The sequence below is a fragment of the Mameliella sp. CS4 genome, assembly GCF_019392335.1.
Taxonomy (GTDB): domain Bacteria; phylum Pseudomonadota; class Alphaproteobacteria; order Rhodobacterales; family Rhodobacteraceae; genus Antarctobacter.
This window is the reverse complement of record NZ_JAHXRQ010000010.1, coordinates 50,900-72,036: the sequence shown is the minus strand read 5'-3', so window position 1 is coordinate 72,036 and position 21,137 is coordinate 50,900. Positions and strand designations below refer to the sequence as shown.

Genomic DNA, 21,137 nt, shown 5'->3' with positions numbered 1-21,137 from the left:
GCCTCCGGCCTCCCGGTGCGGTCCATTGCTTCGGCCCTGGAGGGATCGCTGCATCACTCCTGCCGTGGCATCCCTTTGGGTCGCATGAGGCGCTTTTGAGCCGCGATGCGAAACGGCGCATTTGGCGCGCCGTAGCCATCGTAACCGTCCACCCGTTGCACGATCTCGAAGAAGGTTCCGCCTGCGAAGGGCTGGCTGTAGAACTGGAAAAAGGCCCCCTCTGCATCCTCGTCATAGAGGATGTTGAATGCCCGCATGCGCGCCAGTTGCTCCGGATCGATGGAAAAGCGCGCCTCCAGATCCTTGTAGTAATTTCCCGTCATCGGCAGAGGCGAGAAGCCGAAACCTGCCATCTCCTCGGCGCTGGCAAAGATATCGTCGGTGGAGAATGCCACGTGCTGCACCGCGCCGCCAAAGCTGTCGGCCAGGAAACCACCCGCCAGAGTGCGGTGCGTTTCGGCTCCGTTCAGGGTGATCCGGGTTGCACCATCCGGAGTCCGGATCGCCTGCGAGCGCACCAGCCCGTCCGGATCGATCACGTCCACCATAGGCGACCGGCCCATGTCGAAGATCGCGGTGTAGAACAGCGACCAACTGAGCATCTCGTCGTAGGACATGGTTTCGGCCACATGGTCGACGCGGCTCAGGCCCGCGCCGGTCTTTGCACCGCCCGCCGGTTTGAATTCGATGGTCCAGACATCCGTCAGCCCGCTTGCCTCGTCAATGAAATGCAAAACGCTGCCCCCGACGCTCCGGATTGCCGGGATTTGCAGCTCGCCCGGGCCGACCGGCTGTTCGAAAGGGGCCGCGGCCAGCGCCACGGCGCGCTCTGTCGTGGTATGGGCGTCTGCGACGCGCAAGCCGATATCGCAAATCGACGTGCCGTGCATGTTGAAGGCCGTACTGGCAAAGCCTTCCGTTTCGCGGTTCAGGATGATGCGGATATCACCCTGCTGCCAAAGTGCCACGTCCTTGGCGATGTGGTCGCCTACATGGGTAAAACCCATAGCGGCCAGGAGGCCGGACAATGCCTCCGCCTCTGTTCCGCGCGTGGCGAACTCGATAAATTCCACGCCGTCGACGGGCACGCGCGGCGGAATATCCGGGGCGTTGATCCGCAAGGCCGGCTCGGCCCGGCGCACATCGTCCATCAGCGCGATCAAAGAACGATAGCCGTCGCGGGCCAGGCCCGCGGGGCTGCCGCCCCGAAACTGGTCGTTGAAAATCTCGAGACTGATCGGCCCATCGTAGCCGGTTGCCGCCACCGCCCGCATGAAATCTGTGACCGGCAGGTCGCCTTCGCCGGGCATGTTGCGGAAGTGACGCGACCAATAGAGCAGGTCCATGTCGATCAGCGGCGCATCGGCCAGTTGGACAAAGCTGATCTTGTCGGCGGGAATGCGGCGGATGGTATCCGGGTCGATCTTGCGTGCCAGCGTATGGAAACTGTCCAGCACCACGCCCACGTTGGGATGATCGGCGCGGCGGACGATCTCCCACGCATCGCGGTGATCGTTGACATGGCCGCCCCAGGCCAGCGCCTCATAGCCCACCTGAATCTCGTATCCCTTGGCGATCTCGCCCAGCTCAGCGAAATCATCTGCCGCCCGGTCGACGCCGCCAAGCGCTTTGGGATGCGTCGACGAACAGATCAGGATGTGGTCCGTGCCCAGCTCGGTCATCAGGTCGAACTTGTGCCGGGCGCGGTCAAAGGCGCGTTTGCGCAGATCTCCGGTCAAGCCTTCGAAGTCCCGGAAGGGCTGGAACAGCGTGATCTGCAACCCGTGGTCGCGGATCATGTTTCCGATCTCGCGCGGAGAGCCCTCGTCGGCGATGAAATCCTGTTCGAAGATCTCGATGCCGTAAAAGCCGGCCTTGGCGATGGCATCCAGCTTTTCGCGAAGGTTGCCGGAAATCGAAACGGTGGCGATCGAAGTTTTCATGCCATCGCCTCCTGTTCGAGGAGGGACCGGCGCAGCTCTGCCTCGTCCAGCGGTTTGCCAGAGAAATGCGCCCAGGCCTGCACGCCCTGGTAAAAGAACAGCTCGTAGCCCGAGATGATATCGAGCCCGGCGGCATCGGCGTCCTGAAGGAACTGGGTGTCGACCGGGGTATAGACCGCATCGAAAGCCCATTTCGCACCGGACATGGCCGTGGCGGCCAGTGGGGCACCCCCGTAACCGACCATGCCAACGGGCGTGCCGTTCAGCAGGCCCGTGGTGCCCTCTGCCGCCGCTTCGGCGCGCTCGAACACCGACACGCTTGCCTCACCCGCCGCGCGCAATTCCGTGGCGAGCGTCTCGGCCTTGTCCTGGTCGCGGTCCACAAGCCGTATCTCATCCGCGCCAAGTGCCAACAGGCCAAAGGCCAAAGCACGGCCCACGCCCCCGGTTCCGATCAGGCAGGAAATACCCGGAGCAGCCTTGCCCCGGGCTCCGCAATAGGCGGCAATGAACCCGCTGTAATCGGTATTGAATCCATTTGGCCCGCTGTCCTCGAAAATGACCGTGTTGACGGCGCCGATTGCCCGGACAAGGGGATCGGAAACGGCCACCTTCTGAAACGCCCGCTCCTTGTACGGATAGGTGACATTGATCCCGCGATACCCGCGTCTCGCACTCTGGTCGAAGACCGTGTCGAAATCCTCGCCCATGTCCTTGGGGATCAGCCGGTCGTATTGCACGTTCATCCCGTTCTGCTGCCCCGCCAGCCGATGCAGCAACGGAGAGCGCGAGCGGACGATGTTGTCGCCGATCAGTCCCAGCTTCAGATCAGGCAGAGTCATTGTACCCGTTCCTTTCGATTCAGCAATTTTGCCTTTGCCCGCGCCCATATCGGCGTCTGGGACACGAAAATCAGGATCACGGCCACCAAGAGCACCGTCGACAGCGGACTCGCAAACACGCCCTTGAAGAACAGGCCCAGGTCTTCCCGTTCAGTGATGATGGCTCTGCGCCAGTTGTCGTCCAGCAGGCGCGACAGGATCACGCCAAGGATCACCGGCCCCAGCGGATAGCCGTAGTGTCGCATGAAATAGCCGAAGACACCAAAGCCGAGCATCCAGTAGACATCGCTGACCGAGTTGTTCACCGCGTAAGCGCCGACGATCGACAGCAGCATGATCAACGGGATCAGTACCGAGCGCGGCATCTCGACGATCTTGGTGAACAGCCTGATGCCGGTCAGGCCGAACAGCAGCATGAAAAAGTTCGCCATCACGAGGCACCCGACGATAAACCAGAACATGTCAGGCTTGTCGATCATCAGCATCGGGCCGGGATTCAGCCCGTGGATGAACAACGCGCCGATCATGATGGCGGTCACCGCGTCGCCTGGAATGCCCAGCGTCATCATCGGGATAAAGGCGCCACCCACGGCGGCGTTGTTGGCCGTTTCGGGGGCGACCAAGCCTTCCATCGCGCCTTCTCCGAACGGGCGCTCGGGGTCCTTGGTCACACGCTTGGCGTGGTCATAGGCCATGAGCGCGGCAATATCGCCACCGGTGCCGGGCAGCGCGCCGATTACCACGCCGATGGTCGAGGTCTGCACCGACAGCGGCAAATGTTTCTTCACGGTTGCGATTGACGGCACGACGCGGCTGATTTTTTGCCGGACGGCTGCCTTGTCGACATGATGAAGCTGCAAGAGCGCCTCGGACACGCCGAACATGCCGATCATGACGGCGATGAAAGAGATCCCGCCTTCCATCAGCTGCAGATCGAAGGTGAAGCGTTCGGTAAAGGTCAGCGGGTCGCGTCCCACGGCGCCGATGGCGATGCCGAGAGCACCTGCAAAGATCCCCTTGACCAGCGACCCCTGGCTCAGCGAGCCGACCAGCAGGATACCCAGAATTGCCAGCAGCATGTAGTCGCGCGGCTGGAACCTCAGCGCGAAATCCGACACCATCGGCGCGGCCAGCGCCAGCACGCCGATGCCGATAAAGCCACCGATAAAGCTCATGACCGTGGTCACGCCGATGGCGGTACCCGCCTCGCCCCTCTTGGCCATGGGATAGCCGTCCAGTGCAGTGGCGATGGCCGAAGGCGCGCCAGGGATATTCAGCAGGATCGCGGTCCGCGAACCGCCATAGACGCCGCCCATGTAGATGCCGATCATCAGAGAGATCGCCGGGTAGACATCCCACGAGAAGGTAAAGGAAATCAGGATCGACACCGCCATGGTGACGGACAGGCCCGGAATGGCGCCCACGTAGACGCCCGCGAAAGTGCCGACCCCCACCAGCGCCAGAAGCTGAGGCTGGGTAAAGACGGTCAGGAAGTCCATCAGGCTGCCCATCACGCGCCCCCTCCTGCGGTCAGGTTGCGGAAGAACTGGATGAACTCGGCCTCGGGCACGACGCCCGACGGCATCAGAACGGAAAACACGATGCGGAAGATCAACCAGATGACGACAAGACTTCCCAGCGAGATACCGATCGTCCAGAACCATCCCCGGCGGGCCAGAACCTTGATCGCCACGATCAGGAACAGTGCTGACGTCGGCAGAAAGCCCAGCGGGCGCAACAGAACGCCATAGGCGATCAACAGGGCCGCAAACAGGATGACGGTCACCGGCAGGATGTCCTTCATCACCGTTTCCGTCCGATCCAGCGGCAGGCGCAGGGTCTTGACCGTGACCAGAAGCGCGCTGATCAGCATGGCCGCCGTCGCGGCCAGCGGAATGGCCCGCGGTGAGGACAGCCCATTGGGACCAAAGGCGTTTTCGATGCCCCAAGCGTCAAACAACAGGAACAGGCTCGCACCGGTCAAAGCCATCGCGAACAGCAATTCTCCCGGGCGTCGCTTGTCCCGCTCGCCCCCTGGCGTGGCGTCGGATGTACCGTCGTGGTGGTCTGGATCTAGGTGCTGCATGGCGGCCTCCCCGTCTGCCAGCGGAATGAAAAAGGCGCCGCGCTCCATTTCGGGAAGTGCGGCGCCCAAGCGATCAGGCGGCATCAACTGCGCCCGATGCGCGGGCGACGTGATCCGGAGATCAGTCCGCCCGCACCGGGGTTATTCGCCCGGACGTGCGATACCGAATTCTTCCGGCGACATCTTGGTCAGCCCGGCGTCCTGCAGCAGCCAAGCGGTGCCTTGCTGCCACTTGGACAAGAAGGCCTCGGCCTCGTCACCGGAAATGCCCATCAGGGTAAAGCCGCGGCCTTCCATCAGCTCGATGAACTCGGGGTTCTTCGCGCCTTCGGCATAGGCAGCGGACAGTTTGGCGACCACGTCCTCCGGGGTACCCTTGGGCACGAAGACACCAAAGAACGGCCCCCACGGCAGGTAGGTGTTGTAGCCGTCATTTGCGTCGACCACTGCAGGCACATCGGGCAGCTTGTCGCTGGCGGCGGTATCGAACACGGCCAGCGGCTTCATGTTGCCGGCGCGGATGCCTTCGATGGCCGCGCCCAGAACGGCGGGCATGACGTCGATTGCACCGCCTTGCAGGCCGGTCAGCGCCGGGCCGTCGCCGTCATAGGGAACGGCGATCACGTCAAGGCCACCCTCGACCGTTTCGATCATGGCGGTGATCACCGACGGCAGGCCACCCGGACCGGTCGAACCGAAACGCACCGTCCCGGGGTTCGCTTTGATGTAGTCCATCATCTCGGAATAGGTGTCGAAGGGAGCGTCGTTGTTGGCAACCAGCATCGGGGTGCCGCGGGCAAGGATGCTGATCGGCGTGAACGCGGTATAGTCCTTTTCGCCGAGGCCCATGATCTTGTAGAGCATCGGGTTTTCCGCACCCATCAGCAGGGTGTAGCCATCAGCGTCAGACCCTGCCACGTGGTTCAACGCAATGGCGCCGACAGCGCCGGTCATGTTCTGCATGACGATGGTACCACCCAGAGCCTCTTCGGCGTGGGGCGTGACAGAGCGCATCACGGTGTCGGTCGAGCCACCCGCACCCCACTGGATGATCCCCTGGATTTCCTTCTCGGGGTATTCGGCAACAGCCGCAGTGGCCGTCAGGGCAATGGCGCCGAGGGCGCCAAGCAGAACGCGTTTCATAGGTATCCTCCCTAGTGGTCTCTTCCTTGGGGCCGAAAAGCGGCCCTTAGACAATCCGTACAATGGCCGTTCCCGCCCCATAACGTCAAATACCTAAGTTATGCCGAGATTAACTTGATGTTACTCTCTGCGTCGCAATTTGGGTCCGTCTGCGACTGCGCGGGCCAGTTCTCTTCGAAACTGCTGGATCGCGTATTCAGCGAAACCGGACAGCACGCGACCCTTCTTCTTGACCACGTGAATGCCGACCTCGATTTCCACGTCGAGAGATCGTTGCGTGACCCCGGGCATGTAGACCTCCGCGACCGAGAATTCGTCGATCACCGCCACGCCCAGCCCGTGCCGGACAAGGCTCACCACCGTCTGCGCAAAACGTCCACGCATGGAATGCACCAGAGGCAACCCGGCCTCTACGAACGGCCTGGCCATCAAATGCCCGTATGGGTCGTTGGGGTCGACACCAATCAGCTCTTCTTGCGCCAGGTCATGAGCGGAGATCACGGATTTCCGCGCCAGCGGATGCCCGTCGGGCAGGATCACCACCAACCGCCCGCTCGCGATCTGCTCATTCTCGATTGCGGCGCTCTGAACCTGCGAGCTCATGATCACGAACTCGCCTCGTTCCAGCAGCAGGTAATCGGTCGTTTCTTCGATCTTGAGGATGTTCAGGTCGATGAACAGGTCGGCATATCGGGCGCGCACCTGTTTCAGTACGCGCGCCGCCACGAATTGTGCGACCGACGGGGCCGACGCAAAGGCGAGCTGGACATCCTCCCCCTTTTGCAGGGCATCCACCGCATGATTCAGGTTCTCGACCCCCTTGTAGACCGAGCGCACCTGATCGAAGACCGGCCCGGCCTCGACCGAAGGCACGAAAAGCCCGGCCTTGCGTTCGAACAGGCGGATGCCCAGGGATTCCTCGGTGTGTTTCACAAGACGACTGATCCCCGGGGCAGAAACATTCAGCATTTCGGCCGCGCCGCTGATCGTGCCCGTCATCATCACGGCCCGGATCACCTCGATCTGGCGCAGGGTCATTTCCGACATGGCACGGCCTTCCGATTAACGTGATGTTATCATCGCGAACAAACATGCATTTGACGTTACGCAGCAGCAAGGGGAAACTTGGCCAAACCACAAGAGGCTCCAGCATGCCCCAACCCACAATCGAATGCGATTTTTTGATTGCCGGCTCCGGCGCCGCCGGCCTGGCGGCGGCCACGGTCGCCGCGCATCGAGGATTGCGGGTCGTCCTCGCTGAAAAGGCGCAGGTCTTGGGGGGCACCACCGCCTGGTCCGGAGGGTGGATCTGGGCGCCCGGGAATCCGGTCTGCGCGCGGAACGGAATCCACGAGGCAAGCGATGCCCCAAAGCGCTATCTGCAGGCGGTTCTGGGCAACGCGTTCAACGAGGACCTGGCCTCCGCCTTTCTGAGCGCCGCGCCCGAGATGGTCGATTTCTTCGAGCGCGAAACCGCGCTCTGCTTTGAGCCCGGGTTGAAAATCCCCGATACCTACAGCGACCTGCCCGGCGCCGGCCAAGGGGGGCGGTCCGTCATCGCCCAGCCCTATGACGGTCGTGCCCTGGGCAAGGCCATCGACCTGTTGCGCCCGCCACTGCGCGAGACCTCTTTCATGGGCCTGCCGATCCAGGCAGGGCCGGACCTGCGCGCCTTCATGACGGCGACACGATCAGCCGCATCGGCACTTTTTGTCGCCCGGCGCATGGCACGGCACTTGTGGGATCTGGCACGGCACGGGCGGGCCATGCAGTTGCGCAATGGCAATGCTCTGGTGGCCCGCCTGATCCGCTCGGCCCTGGACCTGGGCGTCGACCTTCGACCTGGCCACGCGCTGACCGATGTCGTTTCCGAGGATGGCCGCGTAACGGGCGCCGTGCTGGACACCGCCAAAGGGCAAGTCCACGTCACCGCAAGGCGCGGCGTGGTTCTGGCCTCGGGCGGCTACCCACATGACCTTGCGCGCCGCAACGCCACCTTTCCAAGGCCGGAGACACATCTGCCTTTGGCGGTCCCGGACGCCACCGGCGACGGTGTCCGCATTGGCGAAGCGGCGGGGGGACAGTCCGCGACAGAGCTCGCCGCGCCGGGCGCATGGTGCCCGGTCTCACATGTCACCTGGCCCGATGGCAGCACAGGCACCTTTCCGCACATCATCGACCGGGGCAAACCGGGGGTGATCGGCGTCCTCGCCAGTGGCAAGCGCTTTTGCAACGAAGGCCTGGGCTATCACGATTATGTCCGGGCCATGCTGCAGGTCATCCCGGAGGACGAGGATCCGGCCAGCTGGCTGATCTGCGACCACCGTTTCCTGCGGCGCTATGGCCTGGGTATCGTGCGCCCTGCCCCGCTGCCCATCGCGCCGTGGCTGCGTTCAGGATACTTGAAGCGCGGACAGACGGTTCCTGAACTGGCGCGGGGCTGCGGGATCGACGCGGCGGCGCTCAAAGAGACCGTCGAGGGGTACAACGACTCCGCCGCGCGCGGCGAAGACCCGGAATTCGGGCGCGGCACATCCGCGTACATGCGGCTGCAAGGCGACCCCGGGAACTTGCCCAACCCCTGCGTGGCCCCCATCACTCATGCGCCGTTTTACGCGGTCAAGGTGCTGCCCGGGAGTTTCGGCACCTTCGCGGGGCTGCGCACGGACGGCGCCGCGCGCGTTCTGGATGCGGAAGGCCTTCCAATCCCTGGCCTCTATGCCGCGGGCACCGACATGGCCAGCGTCATGGGCGGCCATTACCCCGCCGGGGGAATAAACCTTGGGCCGGCCCTGACCTTCGGCTATATCGCTGGCCGCCATGCAGCCGAGGCAACCCCATGAACCACCCCCTGTCCCTGGCCCATCTGACCGCCCTCGACCTGCCGCCTCCTGACCTGATCCGACTGGCAGCGCAGGCAGGTCTTGATGCCGTTGGCCTGCGCCTGATCCGCGTGACCGAGACCAGCCCCGGCTATCCTCTGATGGAGGACGCACGACTGATGCGCGCGACCAAGGCGGCGCTGTCCGAAACCGGGCTACGGGTCAATGACATCGAGTTCGTCAAGATCGCACCGGACACGAATGTTGCCTCCCTCGCCCCCTTTCTGGATGCCGGGGCCGAGCTTGGCGCGTGCGAGATCATAACCGCGCCCTACGACCCGGACCTGACCCGGCTGGCCGATCGTCTCGGGCTGTTGTCGGAACACGCCGCGGCGCGTGGACTTGGGGTCTCCCTGGAGTTCTTCCCCTGGACCGTGGTCCCTGACGTGTTGGCTGCGATGACCCTGGTGTCTAAGGCCGGACCGGAGGTTGCCATCCTTGTGGACAGTCTCCATTTCGACCGTTCCGGCAGCACAGCCGAACAGCTCAAGGCAATTCCTGCTTCGCGCCTGCGTCTCGCGCATCTCTGTGATGCCCCGGTCACGCCGCCCTACAGTCTGGACGACTTGCTTTACACGGCGCGGGAAATGCGCCTGCCGCCGGGTGAAGGTCAGATTGACCTTCCAGCCTTCATCCGCGCCCTGCCCCCGGACATTCCGCTCGGCTTGGAAATTCCCATGACCGCGACCCGGTCCGATCCACACAAGGTTCTCAAGAAGATCGTGGCCGATACCCGCGCTCTGCTGGCCGGCCTTGCGGTTTCTGTCCCGAACTTCGGCGATGATCAGAATACCTGATCGATCCGCATGACGGTCATACCCGCTCGGATAGGCTGATCAAGGGCGCGCCCGCAAGCCGGGCACGCCTCTTCTGGATCAGACGTAGCGATTGACGATGTTTTCCAGCACTTCCTGCCGACCGGAACGCGGTTGCGGATTGAGGTCTTCGGCAATCACCCGCTCCGAGATGGAGGCAAGATCGCTGTCCAGCATTGCCTTGGCGGCGGGGGTGTCCCAGCCGGCATAGCGTTCGCGGCGGGGTGCCTCGAGCGCGTCATCCTCAAGCATCCGCGCCGCCGCCTTGAAGCCGCGCGCGCAGACGTCCATCGCGCCCGCATGGCTGGCGATCAGGTCCTCGGCGTCCAGCGACTGGCGACGCAGGCGGGCGTCGAAGTTGGTGCCGCCCGTGGTAAAGCCCCCGGCGCGCAGGATCTCGTAATAGGCCAGCGCCGTCTCTGGCACGTTGTTCGGGAACTGGTCGGTGTCCCAGCCGGACTGATAGTCGTTCCGGTTCATGTCGATCGAGCCCAGAACACCCAGCTCGCGTGCCAGGGCGAGTTCGTGTTCAAAGCTGTGACCTGCCAGGATGGCATGCCCCTGTTCGATGTTGACCTTGACCTCTTTCTCAAGGCCGAAGTCCTTGAGGAAACCGTAGATGGTGGCAACGTCGTAATCGTACTGGTGCTTGGTCGGTTCCTGCGGCTTGGGTTCGATCAGGATCGTACCGTCAAAGCCGATCTTCTTGGCATATTCCACGACCATGCACAGGAACCGTCCGGCGTGTTCACGCTCGCGGCCCATGTCGGTGTTGAGCAGGGTTTCATACCCTTCACGACCGCCCCAGAGAACATAGTTCGCGCCATTCAGCCTGTGGGTCGAATCGAGGCAGGCCTTCACCGTCGCGGCGGACCAGGCAAAGACATCAGGGTCGGGGTTGGTTGCGGCACCCGCCATGAAACGGCGGTTGCTGAACAGGTTTGCCGTCCCCCAGAGCAGGCGCGTTTTCGAGGTTTCCATCTTGCGTTCGAAGATGTCGATGATCTCTTCGAAGTTGCGCAGGCTGTCCGAGAAATTGCCCCCCTCGGGCCGGATGTCCGCATCGTGGAAGCAGAAAAACGGTGCGTTGAGCAGGTCGAACATTTCAAAGGCGACATCCGCCTTCAGACGCGCCGCGTCCATGTCCGCGCCAAACCAGGGGCGTTCGAAGGTCCGTCCGCCAAAGGGATCGCCGCCTTCCCAGGCAAAGCTGTGCCAATAGGCGATGGCGAAACGCAGGTGATCCTCCATGCGTTTGCCCATGACGATCTCATCGGGGTTGTAGTGGCGAAAGCACAGGCCCTCCCCGTCAGGGTCAAAGCGCAGCGGTTCAAGGTTTCCAAAGAAGTCAGACATTTTCCGTCCTTTTTTAGCACTGGCATTTCTGCATACCGATGCAGGGTTGGGAAGAAGGTATGCGCCGAGTCATGATCGGCGCGCGTTTTCACTGCAATCAGCGTGCAGCCCAAAGCAGGCCGCGCCGCAGGATTTCCCGCATCTGGGGAACTTCGAATTCGGACGCCGTATGGCCTAGCGCCGAGTAGAACACCCGCGCCTGTCCATAGCGGTGTTTCCAGACCACCGGCATCACGGTGCCTTTTGTCCAGGGCGCATGTTCGCCGCTGAAGGTGGTCGTGGCCAGGACCTCGATGCCGGGATCGACGTGCATGTAATATTGTTCAGAGTGGTAATCGAAATCGCCGATACCCTCGACCAGCGGATCGTCGGGCCTGGTGATCTCGATCCGGTAGTCGATGATGTTTCCGGGGTGGGCGACCCATTGGCCGCCGACCATGAACTGATAGGCCGGTTCCAAGCGAAAGGTGTCACCCATGCCGCCGTGAAAGCCGCCCAGCCCGGTGCCGGCTTCGATTGCGGCGACAAGGTTCGACAGTTCTTCCTTGCCGACGGGCGCCTGGGTCATCACGGGCACGATGAGGTCGTATTGGCCCAATCCCTCTTCGCCCAGTACCCCGGCGCCTTCGACGCGGCGGGTGTCGAACCCTTCCACGCGCAGCATGTCCTCGACCACCGTCGAACAGGCCTCGGGTTCGTGGCCTTCCCAGCCTCCCCAAAAGATCAGTGCGCTTTTACTCATGCCGCCTCCATCGCGGTAATGTCTCCGATTTTTCCGCCTGCGGTCATGGCCGGCGGGCGTTCACAGGTTGTCTGAAGGGCGATGGCCGCGCCGCTCTCTGCCGAGGCCAGCAGGGTTTCGATCACTTCGAGTACATGCAGGGCCAGGGTGCCGCTGGCGCGCTGCGGGCGTCCCGCCGTGATCGCCGCCGCCATTTCGGCAAGGCCGAGTCCGCGATAGTTTCCGTCGCCATGCGCATGGGTCGTCGGTTGGTCCTGCCAGTCCTCCCGGAACAGCCGCACGGTGCCGTCGAAGCGGTTGGGATCGGGAATGTCGAGCGAGCCTTCGGTTCCGTAAAGCTCAAGCGGCGCGTGGCCATGCGCCCTGACGTCGAAACTGGTGACCAGCTGCACCAGCGCGCCACTGGCAAATTCCATCACGCCGGTCAGGTGGGTCGGCGTTTCGACCGGCACCGACTGTCCAGCGCGGGGGCCGGTTGCGATGGTGCGGCTGTCTCGACCGCGTGCCGCCAATGCCGTGACCCGACGCACCGGCCCCAGCAGGGCAATCATCGCGGTGATGTAATATGGCCCCATGTCGAACAACGGCCCGGCTCCCGGTCCCGCGTAGTAGAAATCGGGGTTCGGATGCCACCGTTCATGGCCCGGCAGCATGAGCGTTGCCGTTCCGGCGGTCGGCCGCCCGATATGTCCGGCGTCCAGCAGGGCCCGGGCGGTCTGGTGCGCGCCGCCCAGGAAAGTGTCGGGTGCACAGCCGACCCACAGTCCCCGCGCCTCGGCCGCGTCGACGAACTGGCGCGCCTCGGCGGTGCTGCCTGCAAGGGGTTTCTCGGAATAAACGTGCTTGCCGGCCTCCAGCGCGGCCAGGCCGACCTCGACATGGGCCGCGGGAATGGTGAGGTTCAGCACGATGTCGATGTCGTCGCGCGCCATCAGTTCGGCCGGGGTCGTGGCGGGAACCCTGTGCGCCTCGGCCTTGGCGCGGGCGGCTTCCGGGTTCAGATCCGCCACGGCACGCAATTCGATCTGCGGAAACAGGGCGGCATTGCTTAGGTAGATCTCGCTGATGACGCCGCAACCGACGACGCCCACTCCCAAAGTGCTCATTGTGGTTTATCCATTCTGTTTCCATCCTCGCCAAATAGGTGAAGGCTGTCCGGCTCTGGCGTCAGGAACAGCCGTTCACCCGCTTTCAGGCGCATATTGCCGGGCAGGCGCACTGTGATTTCTCCGATCCCGTCGGCATCGGCATAGACGACGGTATCCGCGCCCAGGGTTTCGACCACCTTGGCGGTGGCCGGCCAATCGCCCTGCTCCACATCCGCCAGAATATGCTCGGGACGGACGCCGGCCGTTTTGACGTCGTTGCGCCCGATGGCGGTACCGGGGATCAGGTTCATCTTTGGCGATCCGATGAAACCGGCGACGAATTCGGTCGCCGGACGGTCGTAGAGCTCCATGGGTGCGCCGACCTGTTCGATCCGGCCCTTGTTCATCACGACGATCTGGTCGGCAAGGGTCATCGCTTCGACCTGATCGTGCGTGACGTAGATCATCGTTGCATCAAGAGACTGGTGCAGTTGCGCCAGTTCGACCCGCATCTGCGTGCGCAGCGCCGCGTCGAGGTTCGAAAGGGGTTCGTCGAAGAGAAAGACCTTGGGTTGCCGCACGATCGAGCGACCGATGGCGACCCGCTGGCGCTGCCCGCCGGAAAGCTGGCCCGGCTTGCGGTCGAGGTAGTCCTCGAGCGCAAGGATGCGCGCGGCCTCCGCCACCCGCGCCTCGCGTTCGGCGGCGGGCGTCCTGGCCAGTCGCAGGCCGAAGTCGAGGCTGAGCGTGCCCGGCCATGCCAGCGACATTTCCTTTGAACTGCACCGGGGAGAGATCCTTGGCGTCGCAGGGTTGATCGGTTCCGGCCGCACCGAGGCGATGGAAGGTCTATGCGGTCTGCGTCCGGCCACCAGCGCACGGGTCGAGATCAATGGAACGCCGGTGCGCATTGCCCGGCCCGGTGACGCGCTGGCGCATGGGCTGTGCTACCTGACCGAGGACCGCAAGCTGCGCGGGCTGCTGCTGAACAAGGGGATGCGCGAGAACCTGACCCTGCAGGCCTTGCACAAATACGGCCGGTTGCTGATCGACACCGCAGCTGAGGAGCGCGCGCTTGACCAGGCGATCGCGGAATTCGACGTCCGCGCGGGCACGCGCAATGTGCGCGTCGGCAACCTGTCGGGTGGCAACCAGCAAAAGCTTTTGCTGGCCAAGGTGATGCAGTCCGACCCGGTGATCCTGATCGTCGACGAGCCGACACGCGGCATCGACATCGGAACCAAGCAGCAGATCTACGCCTTCCTGAGCAAACTTGCCGCGGAAGGACATGGGATCATCGTCATCTCATCGGAGATGCAAGAGGTCATCGGTCTGGCGGACCGGGTGCTGGTCATGCGCTCGGGCAGGCTCGCCGGGACCCTGACCGGGGATCAGATCACGGAAGACACAATCGTCAGGCACGCCATGGGCGTGGGCGCTGGCTCTATGGAAAGGGTGGGATGATGACGTCCGAAACTACGGCAGCCAAGCCGCGCTGGGCGCTGCCCTCGATGAGTGTCCTCGGCCCGGTGATAGCGCTGGTTGTCCTGGTCGTGATCGGCACGATGCTCAATTCCAACTTTCTCAGCGCGGCGAATATCACCAACGTTTTGGCGCGCTCGGCCTTTATCGGCATCATTGCGGTGGGCATGACCTTTGTCATCACCGCCGGCGGGCTCGACCTGTCGGTGGGGTCCATGGCGGCCTTTATCGCGGGGCTCATGATCCTGGTGATGAACGCGGCGCTACCGTCGCTGGGGGTTGGCGTTCCGATCATCCTGCTGGGCATGGCGGTGGCGCTGCTGGCGGGGATCATCGCCGGGCTGATAAACGGCTTTCTGATCACCACGCTGGGGATCGAAGCCTTTATCGTCACCCTTGGCACCATGGGGATCTATCGCAGCCTGGTCACCTGGATGGCCGATGGCGGCACGCTCAGCCTCGACTTCGGTCTGCGCACCTTTTACCGCCCGGTCTATTTCGACGGGATCTTTGGGATCAGCTGGCCGATCATCGTCTTTGCCCTGGCCGTGATCGTCGGCGAAATTCTGATGAGCCGAGCGCGGTTCGGTCGGCATTGCGCCGCGACCGGATCGAATGAGCACGTGGCGCATTACTCGAACGTCAATGTCAATCGCACGCGGCTTTATACCTACGCGATGCTCGGCCTGCTCGTCGGTGTTGCGACCATCATGTATGTGCCGCGCCTGGGCTCGGCCTCGGCCTCGACCGGCGTGTTGTGGGAGCTGGAGGCGATCGCCGCGGTGATCATCGGCGGCACGATCCTCAAGGGCGGTTTCGGCCGTGTCTGGGGCACCGTGATCGGCGTTCTGATCCTCAGCATGATCGACAACATCCTGAACCTGACCGATCTCGTCTCGCCCTATCTGAACGGCACGATCCAGGGGGTCATCATCATTCTCGCAGTCATCCTGCAGCGGGAAGCCAAGGCGAAGTCATGAAACTTCGCCACATTTAAGGGAGGAAACAAAATGTCCTACATGAAGATGCTGACGGCCGGTTGCACGGCTCTGGCGATAAGTGCCGGCGGCGCATTTGCCCAGGACGCCGAGACGAAAGTCATCGGCGTGTCGATCCCGGCCGCAACCCATGGCTGGGCCGGCGGCATGAACTTTCACGCCCAGCAGACGGTAAAACGCCTGGAAGAGGTCTATCCGCAACTGGATTTCGTCCTGGCCACGGCGTCCGATCCGGGCAAGCAGGTCAACGACATCGAGGACATGGTCGCCACTCGTGGCATCGACGCGCTGGTGGTCCTGCCCTTCGAGTCCGACCCGCTGACGCCGCCGGTGCAGGCGGTCGCAGAAAGCGGTGTATGGGTTACCGTGGTGGACCGTGGCCTGTCGGTCGAAGGGATCTCCGATCTTTATGTCGCCGGTGACAACCCGGGCTTTGGCCGGGTGTCGGGTGAATACATGGTGTCGATGATGCCCGAGGGCGGCAAGATCGTCGTGCTGCGCGGCATCCCGACCACCATCGACAACGAACGGGTCGATGGTTTCAAGGCCGCGATCGAAGGCTCGGGCATCGAGATCATCGACATGGAACACGGCAACTGGAACCGTGACGACAGCTTTGACGTGATGCAGGATTTCCTGTCCAAGCACGAACAGATCGATGCTGTCTGGGCCTCGGATGACGACATGGCGGTCGGCGTGCTGGCAGCCATCGACGCGGCAGGCCGGGACGACGTGAAATTCGTTCTGGGAGGCGCGGGCATGAAGGAGATGGTCAAGCGGGTCATGGACGGTGACACGATGATCCCTGCCGACGTGACTTATCCGCCTTCGATGATTGCAACCGCGATCGAGATGACGGCGGTGGGCCTGACGTCGAATGCACCGGTCTCTGGCACCTTTACCATCGGGTCGGTGCTGATCACGCCGGAGAATGCGGCACAGTTCTACTATCCCGACAGCCCGTTCTGAGCGCATCCGGGGGCCCAGGTCCCGCGTACGAAACGGTTGCTGATCCGACCGGCAAAAAACGATCCGCGCCGCAAAATGGCTCTGCGGCGCGGATCTTTCTTTTTTCGGGGCATGTCCGGTCTGACCGTGCGGGACCCGGCCGCAAGACGAGCAAAGTGGCCGGTCTTGTGCCGCCAGCAGCAGGTCTGCCCCGCCGCCACCGTGGATTAGCGTGAAGTCTCAGTACATTGTTTACCCGACGCCGGGTTAGGCTGATCACCGCGGGGCAAACCTCTGACTATCTTGGCTTCGATGTGGTCATGGCCGACAACCGGCCCACCCCAAGCGTTCTGCAGGTCGACCGTGGCTATGACGCTGACAGCATTCGCAAATCCATGAGCAAACGCGATGTCTTTCCGTCATCCCCATGCACCAATCACGAATGAAGCGCGTTGGCGTCAACCGGTCCTTGTATCGTCTGCGCGCCATCGCTCTCACGAGGAACCGATCACACCTGCATTCTCTGGTTGCTCTCGCTGAGGAGGCTCACCTGGCCAAACGCAACCGGGAACTGTTCGGTGGTAACGAATGTACAAAGCCCGCCGCGTCGAGGCGATCATAGACCCGTTCAGATGAATCTGAGCGCGTGCATCCGCCCGATCAAATCACGGCTGATCTCCTTGCCAAAGCTGTCCTTTTGGCCGGTGCGTCTGATGGTGCGCAATGGCGGCGAGACCGGCGACGCCGAATTCGTTCATGTCCAGCAACTGATCCCGGACATCCGCCGCGGTGCGGGTCGTGGGCGAGAAGGCGATCCGCGTCCGAAGCATCCAGCCTCCGGGGGCCAGAGCAATCTCGAACGAGCGGCACTCAAAATCGGCGGCAGGATCCTCGACCGTCAGATCGACAGATACCCCCTGCCCTACAACCTGCGCCAGATCCTTTGGGAACACCGACCCAAAGAAAAGGGGCGCCGCTTTCGCGACGCCCTTTTCATCAGACAACCTATTGGGAAGTCACCCCTTCTTGCGCATGGCCAACCCCAGAAGCAGCCCGACGCCAACCGCACCGGCGACGGCCAGAACAGGGTTGTCACGCACCATCTGCGTCGACTGCCGCGCCGCGCGCTCGATTTCCTCGCGGCCCCCTTCGATGGCGCGGTCAATCGAAGCCTGCGCCTCATCCAGCCGCTCGCCTGCGGCACTGGCGTAGGCGGCGCCGGCCTCTGCGGCTTCGGAGGCGCCGTTGCGAAAGCGGTCTTGCGTGTTCTTGCTCATGTCGTCCGTCCTTTTTTAAGTGCCATTGCAGGGTGCGCGGCCCGAAGTCCTCCGGGCCGTGTCTCAGGTCATCCTCGGACCACGCGCGCCACCAGCGACACGACGAAGAGGACGAGGAACACAAAGAACAGAATTTGCGCGATCCCGGCGGATGCGCCGGCGATGCCGCCAAAGCCGAGTGCAGCCGCGATAAGTGCGATGATGAGGAACGTCAGGGCCCAGCCAAGCATGGTAAGTCTCCTTGTGTTTTTCCCGTGCGCCGTCTTTGGCGCTCTGACAAAGGAACGTGGCGTGCTGCGCAATGGTTCCCGTCATTCTTGCCGAGGAGCGCCAAGCGCCCGGTCAAAAGAGCAAAAAATCGCTCTCAGAGGAGTTTTCCTTGGATTTGCCGCGCTATTTACTCCAAGTGATGATTGCTGATTGGACCTGTCCAATGAAAGATACTCCGGAATTCAGGACAGAGGTTCAGGACGTGACCCACGAAGACCGGCTTCAGGATCCGGAGCGCCTGCGGGCGCTGGACCGGACCGGGCTGATGGACAGCCCCGCCCCCGGAGCACACCAAAGAGCCGCACGCATAGCCGCACGGCTGATGGATGTTCCGGTCAGCCTCGTCTCCTTCGTGGACGACGAGCGGCAGTTTTTCTCTGCCCAGACCGGAATCACCGGAGAGGCCGCCGCCCAGCGCGGCACGCCGCTCAGCCATTCCTTCTGCCAGTATGTCGTCTCTTCCGAAGAGCCGCTGGTCGTGCCGGACGCGGAGGCCAACAGCCTGGTCTGCGACAACGGCGCCGTTCAGGACCTGAACGTCAGGGCCTATCTGGGCGTGCCGATCCGGTCCCCTGACGGTCATGTGCTTGGGTCTTTCTGCGTCATCGACGACAAGCCCCGCAACTGGACGGTCGATGACATCGCCAAGATGCGCGACATCGCGGATATGGTCGAATCCGATCTGCGCCTGCGCGAGACCCTCGAAGAACGAGATATCGTAATGCAGGAGATGACGCATCGTGTGAAGAACCTCTTTACCGTCATCAACAGCATCCTGCGGATGGAACGCAACGCGCACGAGACCGCCGACGAACTGGCCGCTAGCGTGGGCGCCCGCCTCAAGGCCCTGAGTGATGCACATGAGATGATCGTGCCCGTCGTCAACGCCCGCCGCAGCGAAGGGGCGACCACAACACTCGACGCGCTGTCGCACAAGCTTTTGGCGCCGCATGGAACGGCACGCGAGACACGGATCACGATCCAGGGCGAACACGTTCCCGTCGGCCCCAAGGCCGCGGTCTACCTGACGCTGGCACTGCACGAACTGGCGACCAATGCCGCCAAGTACGGCGGGCTGTCCACCGATGGCGGTCAACTGGCGGTGAAATGGGAACGCACTGACACCGACGACGTCGTCATCAACTGGGAGGAAACCGGCCTGTCCTGGGATACCCAGACGCTGCCGCGCTCGGGCTTCGGCTCGCGGCTTCTTTCGATCGCCGTCGAGGGGCAATTGGCCGGCGAGATCGCCACCCAGATCGAGGCCGACATGTTCCGCCGCCGGTTGCAGATCCCCCTGATCAGCCTGCAGTCCTGACCCTCTCGAGAATCTTGGGAACCAATTCGCGACTTGAGGCATTCGTCTTGAGGGCACTGCAATTTCCAGATGGGGTAACCGCATGAGCAGGCAGCGGCGAAATCCGCGTGATCGGGGCGTGGCATCCGGGGATTGTTCCGCCGGACACGGGATGATCGCGCCGCCAGTTGCGCGCGGCACCTTGCCTCACGTTCCTGCCTGTCCCCTTGCCTGCAAGACCTGCCGTCCATGCCCAAACGTCTGAACAGCCTCTACCGACTGTCCCGTAGTCTGCCGGCGCGCATCGCCTGCCTGATGACCATAGCCATGTTGCCGGTGGGCCTGATCGCAGTCTACCAGACCCAGGCCGTGATCGAGGGCGCACGCGAACAGAACCGAGCCTCGCTTGCGGCGCAGTTGCGCGCCGAGGCCACGCCCCAGACCAAAACCATCGAAAGCGCGCTGGCCGCAGCGCAGGGGCTGGCCGTCCTGATCACCAAGCTGGGCGAGGAAGATTGCAGCGACATTCTGAAAGGCTTTGTCGAAAGCAACGAAACCTATGCCTTTGCAGGGTTCGTCCGGGCCTCGGGCTGGCTGACCTGCAGTTCAACCGCCGACCGGATGGACCTGTCGCAACGCCCGCTTTTCAAGACCGCGATGGCGCGCGGTGGCGAAAGCGTACAGGTCAATCCCGAAGGCGCCGTGACCGGGCGCAACGTCATCATGGTCACCCACCCCGTACGCGAAGGCGGCGAGATGGTCGGTTATGTCTCGTTGTCGATCCCCCATGCAATTCTGAACGCGGCCCTTGAAGATCCCGACCACGACGGCGCATTGCGGCTGGCGGCGCTGAACACCGAGGGCGAAATTCTTGCAGCCTCGCTGGGCCGTACAGCCGCGCCGGACTACCTTCCCCGCGACATGCTCCTGTCCGAGATCGTACAGACCCCCGGCCAGACGTTCCGCGCTGTCAGCGGATCGGGCGAGACGCGCTATTTCGCCGTCACCCAGATGGTGCCAGGCAAGGTCATCCTGCTGGGCAGCTGGCCTCTCTCGGCCGTGCCCGATGCCGACAGCCGCCTGCAAAGCGTGATCGCAAGCTCGCTGCCGGTGCTGATGTGGCTGGCCGGGGTCGGGGTCGCCCTGTTCGGTATCCAGCGCCTTGTGATCCGCCATGTCGCGCAACTGCGCAATGCGATGCGCCGCTTTGCCCTGGGTGAACGCGAGGAAACCACGCTGGACCTGCGCGATCCACCGGCGGAACTGGAAGAGGCACAGCGCGCCTTCAACCGCATGGCCTTGCTGATTGCAGAGGGTGAACAACGCCGCGAACAGGACCTCAGGGACAAGGAAGTGCTGCTCCGAGAGGTGCATCACAGGGTCAAGAACAACCTGCAACTGATCGCCTCGATCATGAACATGCAATCGCGCGACCTGGAAACAGAAGAGGCCAAACATGTCGTGTCCGAGCTTCAGCGCCGGGTGCGCGGCATGGCCGTGCTGCACCGCGCGCTCTACAACACGCCGACCAGCACCACGGTGGATGCCGCCGACCTCGTGCAGGCGGTGGTCCGCGACACGCAGGACCTGGTTGCCCCGCTGGGCAAGATCGAAATCGACACGGCGCTGGAGCATGTGGCGCTCTATCCCGACCAAGCCATTCCCCTGTCGCTTTTCGTGGCCGAGACGCTGAACACAGCGATCCGGCAGACCTGCAACTCCGGCCCGAGCGACCGGATCGGGGTCAAGCTGACCTCGAGCGGCGGTGACCAAGTGCGGCTGTGCATCGACAGCGCCCCCGCCACCCCTGTTGCCGCCGGGGCAGAGACACCGCGCCCCGACGGCATGGCGCAAAAGATGATCGCCGCCTTTCTGCGGCAATTGGGCGGAAAGATGGAAACCACTTCGGACGACGGACGTTACCGGGTGACAGTGATGTTTCCACGCGCCACCTACGGCGCCTGACAG

The 21,137-nt window shown here is 63.2% G+C and carries 19 protein-coding genes and 2 pseudogenes; 8 read left to right on the top strand and 13 right to left on the bottom strand.

From position 1 onward, the window contains the following. Nucleotides 1–53: 53 nt before the first annotated feature. The 6 genes from KZZ07_RS13725 to KZZ07_RS13700 all read right to left on the bottom strand — a co-directional run bounded on the left by KZZ07_RS13725 (nt 54) and on the right by KZZ07_RS13700 (nt 7,061). Entirely contained in the window at nt 54–1,943 is a 1,890-nt protein-coding gene (locus KZZ07_RS13725; RefSeq protein WP_219514852.1) for a bifunctional sugar phosphate isomerase/epimerase/4-hydroxyphenylpyruvate dioxygenase family protein, read from the bottom strand. Continuing rightward, the gene (locus tag KZZ07_RS13720) at nt 1,940–2,785 is read right to left on the bottom strand and encodes a shikimate dehydrogenase family protein (RefSeq protein WP_219514850.1); all 846 of its coding nucleotides are present in this window, start codon (nt 2,783–2,785) and stop codon (nt 1,940–1,942) included. The genes KZZ07_RS13725 and KZZ07_RS13720 overlap by 4 nt, the downstream gene beginning before the upstream one ends. Next, nucleotides 2,782–4,296, bottom strand: a complete 1,515-nt coding sequence (locus KZZ07_RS13715) for a tripartite tricarboxylate transporter permease (RefSeq protein ID WP_219514975.1) — start codon at nt 4,294–4,296, stop codon at nt 2,782–2,784. Before KZZ07_RS13715 ends, KZZ07_RS13720 begins: the two co-directional genes overlap by 4 nt. Continuing rightward, the gene (locus KZZ07_RS13710) at nt 4,296–4,871 is read right to left on the bottom strand and encodes a tripartite tricarboxylate transporter TctB family protein (protein WP_219514848.1); all 576 of its coding nucleotides are present in this window, start codon (nt 4,869–4,871) and stop codon (nt 4,296–4,298) included. Before KZZ07_RS13710 ends, KZZ07_RS13715 begins: the two co-directional genes overlap by 1 nt. Before the next feature lie 141 nt (nt 4,872–5,012). Beyond that, complete coding sequence (locus KZZ07_RS13705; protein WP_219514847.1) at nt 5,013–6,014, bottom strand: Bug family tripartite tricarboxylate transporter substrate binding protein; 1,002 nt, start codon at nt 6,012–6,014, stop codon at nt 5,013–5,015. Between the two features lie 120 nt (nt 6,015–6,134). After that, nucleotides 6,135–7,061, bottom strand: a complete 927-nt coding sequence (locus tag KZZ07_RS13700) for a LysR substrate-binding domain-containing protein (protein ID WP_219514846.1) — start codon at nt 7,059–7,061, stop codon at nt 6,135–6,137. 104 nt (nt 7,062–7,165) lie between these two features. On the opposite strand from KZZ07_RS13700, the gene KZZ07_RS13695 reads away from it, so the two are divergent. Both KZZ07_RS13695 and KZZ07_RS13690 read left to right on the top strand, forming a co-directional pair. Continuing rightward, complete coding sequence (locus KZZ07_RS13695) at nt 7,166–8,857, top strand: FAD-dependent oxidoreductase (RefSeq protein ID WP_219514845.1); 1,692 nt, start codon at nt 7,166–7,168, stop codon at nt 8,855–8,857. Then, complete coding sequence (locus tag KZZ07_RS13690) at nt 8,854–9,693, top strand: sugar phosphate isomerase/epimerase family protein (RefSeq protein ID WP_219514844.1); 840 nt, start codon at nt 8,854–8,856, stop codon at nt 9,691–9,693. Before KZZ07_RS13695 ends, KZZ07_RS13690 begins: the two co-directional genes overlap by 4 nt. 78 nt (nt 9,694–9,771) lie before the next feature. On the opposite strand, the gene xylA is transcribed toward KZZ07_RS13690, so the two are convergent. The 4 genes from xylA to KZZ07_RS13670 form a co-directional block, all read right to left on the bottom strand. After that, nucleotides 9,772–11,067 (bottom strand): xylose isomerase, encoded by a 1,296-nt coding sequence (xylA, locus tag KZZ07_RS13685; RefSeq protein ID WP_219514843.1) that lies wholly within the window; start codon nt 11,065–11,067, stop codon nt 9,772–9,774. Nucleotides 11,068–11,164: 97 nt separating this feature from the next. Beyond that, nucleotides 11,165–11,809 (bottom strand): ThuA domain-containing protein, encoded by a 645-nt coding sequence (locus tag KZZ07_RS13680; RefSeq protein ID WP_219514842.1) that lies wholly within the window; start codon nt 11,807–11,809, stop codon nt 11,165–11,167. Continuing rightward, nucleotides 11,806–12,915, bottom strand: a complete 1,110-nt coding sequence (locus KZZ07_RS13675; RefSeq protein ID WP_219514841.1) for a Gfo/Idh/MocA family protein — start codon at nt 12,913–12,915, stop codon at nt 11,806–11,808. The genes KZZ07_RS13680 and KZZ07_RS13675 overlap by 4 nt, the downstream gene beginning before the upstream one ends. After that, nucleotides 12,912–13,583, bottom strand: coding sequence for an ABC transporter ATP-binding protein (locus tag KZZ07_RS13670; protein ID WP_370631160.1), 672 nt, complete (start codon nt 13,581–13,583; stop codon nt 12,912–12,914). Before KZZ07_RS13670 ends, KZZ07_RS13675 begins: the two co-directional genes overlap by 4 nt. Nucleotides 13,584–13,638: 55 nt before the next feature. On the opposite strand from KZZ07_RS13670, the pseudogene KZZ07_RS13665 reads away from it, so the two are divergent. The 4 genes and pseudogenes from KZZ07_RS13665 to KZZ07_RS27725 all read left to right on the top strand — a co-directional run. Continuing rightward, nucleotides 13,639–14,361: pseudogene (locus tag KZZ07_RS13665) on the top strand (ATP-binding cassette domain-containing protein); the annotation flags it as partial. Then, nucleotides 14,358–15,359 carry an ABC transporter permease gene (locus tag KZZ07_RS13660; RefSeq protein WP_255564343.1) on the top strand — a complete coding sequence of 334 codons (1,002 nt, stop codon included), beginning with the start codon at nt 14,358–14,360 and terminating at the stop codon, nt 15,357–15,359. The pseudogene KZZ07_RS13665 and the gene KZZ07_RS13660, both read left to right, overlap by 4 nt. A 45-nt stretch (nt 15,360–15,404) precedes the next feature. Then, nucleotides 15,405–16,346 carry an ABC transporter substrate-binding protein gene (locus tag KZZ07_RS13655; RefSeq protein WP_255564357.1) on the top strand — a complete coding sequence of 314 codons (942 nt, stop codon included), beginning with the start codon at nt 15,405–15,407 and terminating at the stop codon, nt 16,344–16,346. A 254-nt stretch (nt 16,347–16,600) separates the two neighbouring features. Beyond that, nucleotides 16,601–16,809, top strand: a pseudogene (locus tag KZZ07_RS27725) (IS5/IS1182 family transposase); the annotation flags it as partial. A gap of 181 nt (nt 16,810–16,990) precedes the next feature. On the opposite strand, the gene KZZ07_RS13650 reads toward KZZ07_RS27725, so the two are convergent. From KZZ07_RS13650 to KZZ07_RS13640, 3 genes are all read right to left on the bottom strand, one after another. Next, complete coding sequence (locus tag KZZ07_RS13650) at nt 16,991–17,329, bottom strand: hypothetical protein (protein WP_219514837.1); 339 nt, start codon at nt 17,327–17,329, stop codon at nt 16,991–16,993. A 12-nt stretch (nt 17,330–17,341) separates the two neighbouring features. Beyond that, the gene (locus KZZ07_RS13645; protein WP_219514836.1) at nt 17,342–17,602 is read right to left on the bottom strand and encodes a hypothetical protein; all 261 of its coding nucleotides are present in this window, start codon (nt 17,600–17,602) and stop codon (nt 17,342–17,344) included. A gap of 68 nt (nt 17,603–17,670) precedes the next feature. Beyond that, nucleotides 17,671–17,832 carry a DUF1328 family protein gene (locus KZZ07_RS13640; protein ID WP_219514833.1) on the bottom strand — a complete coding sequence of 54 codons (162 nt, stop codon included), beginning with the start codon at nt 17,830–17,832 and terminating at the stop codon, nt 17,671–17,673. A gap of 203 nt (nt 17,833–18,035) precedes the next feature. On the opposite strand from KZZ07_RS13640, the gene KZZ07_RS13635 reads away from it, so the two are divergent. Together KZZ07_RS13635 and KZZ07_RS13630 are read left to right on the top strand one after the other, a co-directional pair. Beyond that, nucleotides 18,036–19,190: a sensor histidine kinase gene (locus KZZ07_RS13635; RefSeq protein ID WP_219514832.1), complete on the top strand. Its 1,155-nt coding sequence runs from the start codon at nt 18,036–18,038 to the stop codon at nt 19,188–19,190. 228 nt (nt 19,191–19,418) lie between these two features. Beyond that, nucleotides 19,419–21,134 (top strand): sensor histidine kinase, encoded by a 1,716-nt coding sequence (locus KZZ07_RS13630; RefSeq protein WP_219514830.1) that lies wholly within the window; start codon nt 19,419–19,421, stop codon nt 21,132–21,134. Nucleotides 21,135–21,137 lie beyond the last annotated feature (3 nt).

Excerpts from the sequence above, each read along its gene's own strand:
- KZZ07_RS13710 (WP_219514848.1), bottom strand. The coding sequence starts at position 4,871 with ATGCAGCACCTAGATCCAGACCACCACGACGGTACATCCGACGCCACG.
- KZZ07_RS13720 (WP_219514850.1), bottom strand. The coding sequence starts at position 2,785 with ATGACTCTGCCTGATCTGAAGCTGGGACTGATCGGCGACAACATCGTC.
- KZZ07_RS13695 (WP_219514845.1), top strand. The coding sequence starts at position 7,166 with ATGCCCCAACCCACAATCGAATGCGATTTTTTGATTGCCGGCTCCGGC.
- xylA (WP_219514843.1), bottom strand. The coding sequence starts at position 11,067 with ATGTCTGACTTCTTTGGAAACCTTGAACCGCTGCGCTTTGACCCTGAC.
- KZZ07_RS13640 (WP_219514833.1), bottom strand. The coding sequence starts at position 17,832 with ATGCTTGGCTGGGCCCTGACGTTCCTCATCATCGCACTTATCGCGGCT.
- KZZ07_RS13630 (WP_219514830.1), top strand. The coding sequence starts at position 19,419 with ATGCCCAAACGTCTGAACAGCCTCTACCGACTGTCCCGTAGTCTGCCG.
- KZZ07_RS13660 (WP_255564343.1), top strand. The coding sequence starts at position 14,358 with ATGATGACGTCCGAAACTACGGCAGCCAAGCCGCGCTGGGCGCTGCCC.
- KZZ07_RS13645 (WP_219514836.1), bottom strand. The coding sequence starts at position 17,602 with ATGAGCAAGAACACGCAAGACCGCTTTCGCAACGGCGCCTCCGAAGCC.
- KZZ07_RS13655 (WP_255564357.1), top strand. The coding sequence starts at position 15,405 with ATGCTGACGGCCGGTTGCACGGCTCTGGCGATAAGTGCCGGCGGCGCA.
- KZZ07_RS13675 (WP_219514841.1), bottom strand. The coding sequence starts at position 12,915 with ATGAGCACTTTGGGAGTGGGCGTCGTCGGTTGCGGCGTCATCAGCGAG.
- KZZ07_RS13690 (WP_219514844.1), top strand. The coding sequence starts at position 8,854 with ATGAACCACCCCCTGTCCCTGGCCCATCTGACCGCCCTCGACCTGCCG.
- KZZ07_RS13725 (WP_219514852.1), bottom strand. The coding sequence starts at position 1,943 with ATGAAAACTTCGATCGCCACCGTTTCGATTTCCGGCAACCTTCGCGAA.
- KZZ07_RS13705 (WP_219514847.1), bottom strand. The coding sequence starts at position 6,014 with ATGAAACGCGTTCTGCTTGGCGCCCTCGGCGCCATTGCCCTGACGGCC.
- KZZ07_RS13715 (WP_219514975.1), bottom strand. The coding sequence starts at position 4,296 with ATGGGCAGCCTGATGGACTTCCTGACCGTCTTTACCCAGCCTCAGCTT.
- KZZ07_RS13700 (WP_219514846.1), bottom strand. The coding sequence starts at position 7,061 with ATGTCGGAAATGACCCTGCGCCAGATCGAGGTGATCCGGGCCGTGATG.
- KZZ07_RS13635 (WP_219514832.1), top strand. The coding sequence starts at position 18,036 with ATGAAAGATACTCCGGAATTCAGGACAGAGGTTCAGGACGTGACCCAC.
- KZZ07_RS13680 (WP_219514842.1), bottom strand. The coding sequence starts at position 11,809 with ATGAGTAAAAGCGCACTGATCTTTTGGGGAGGCTGGGAAGGCCACGAA.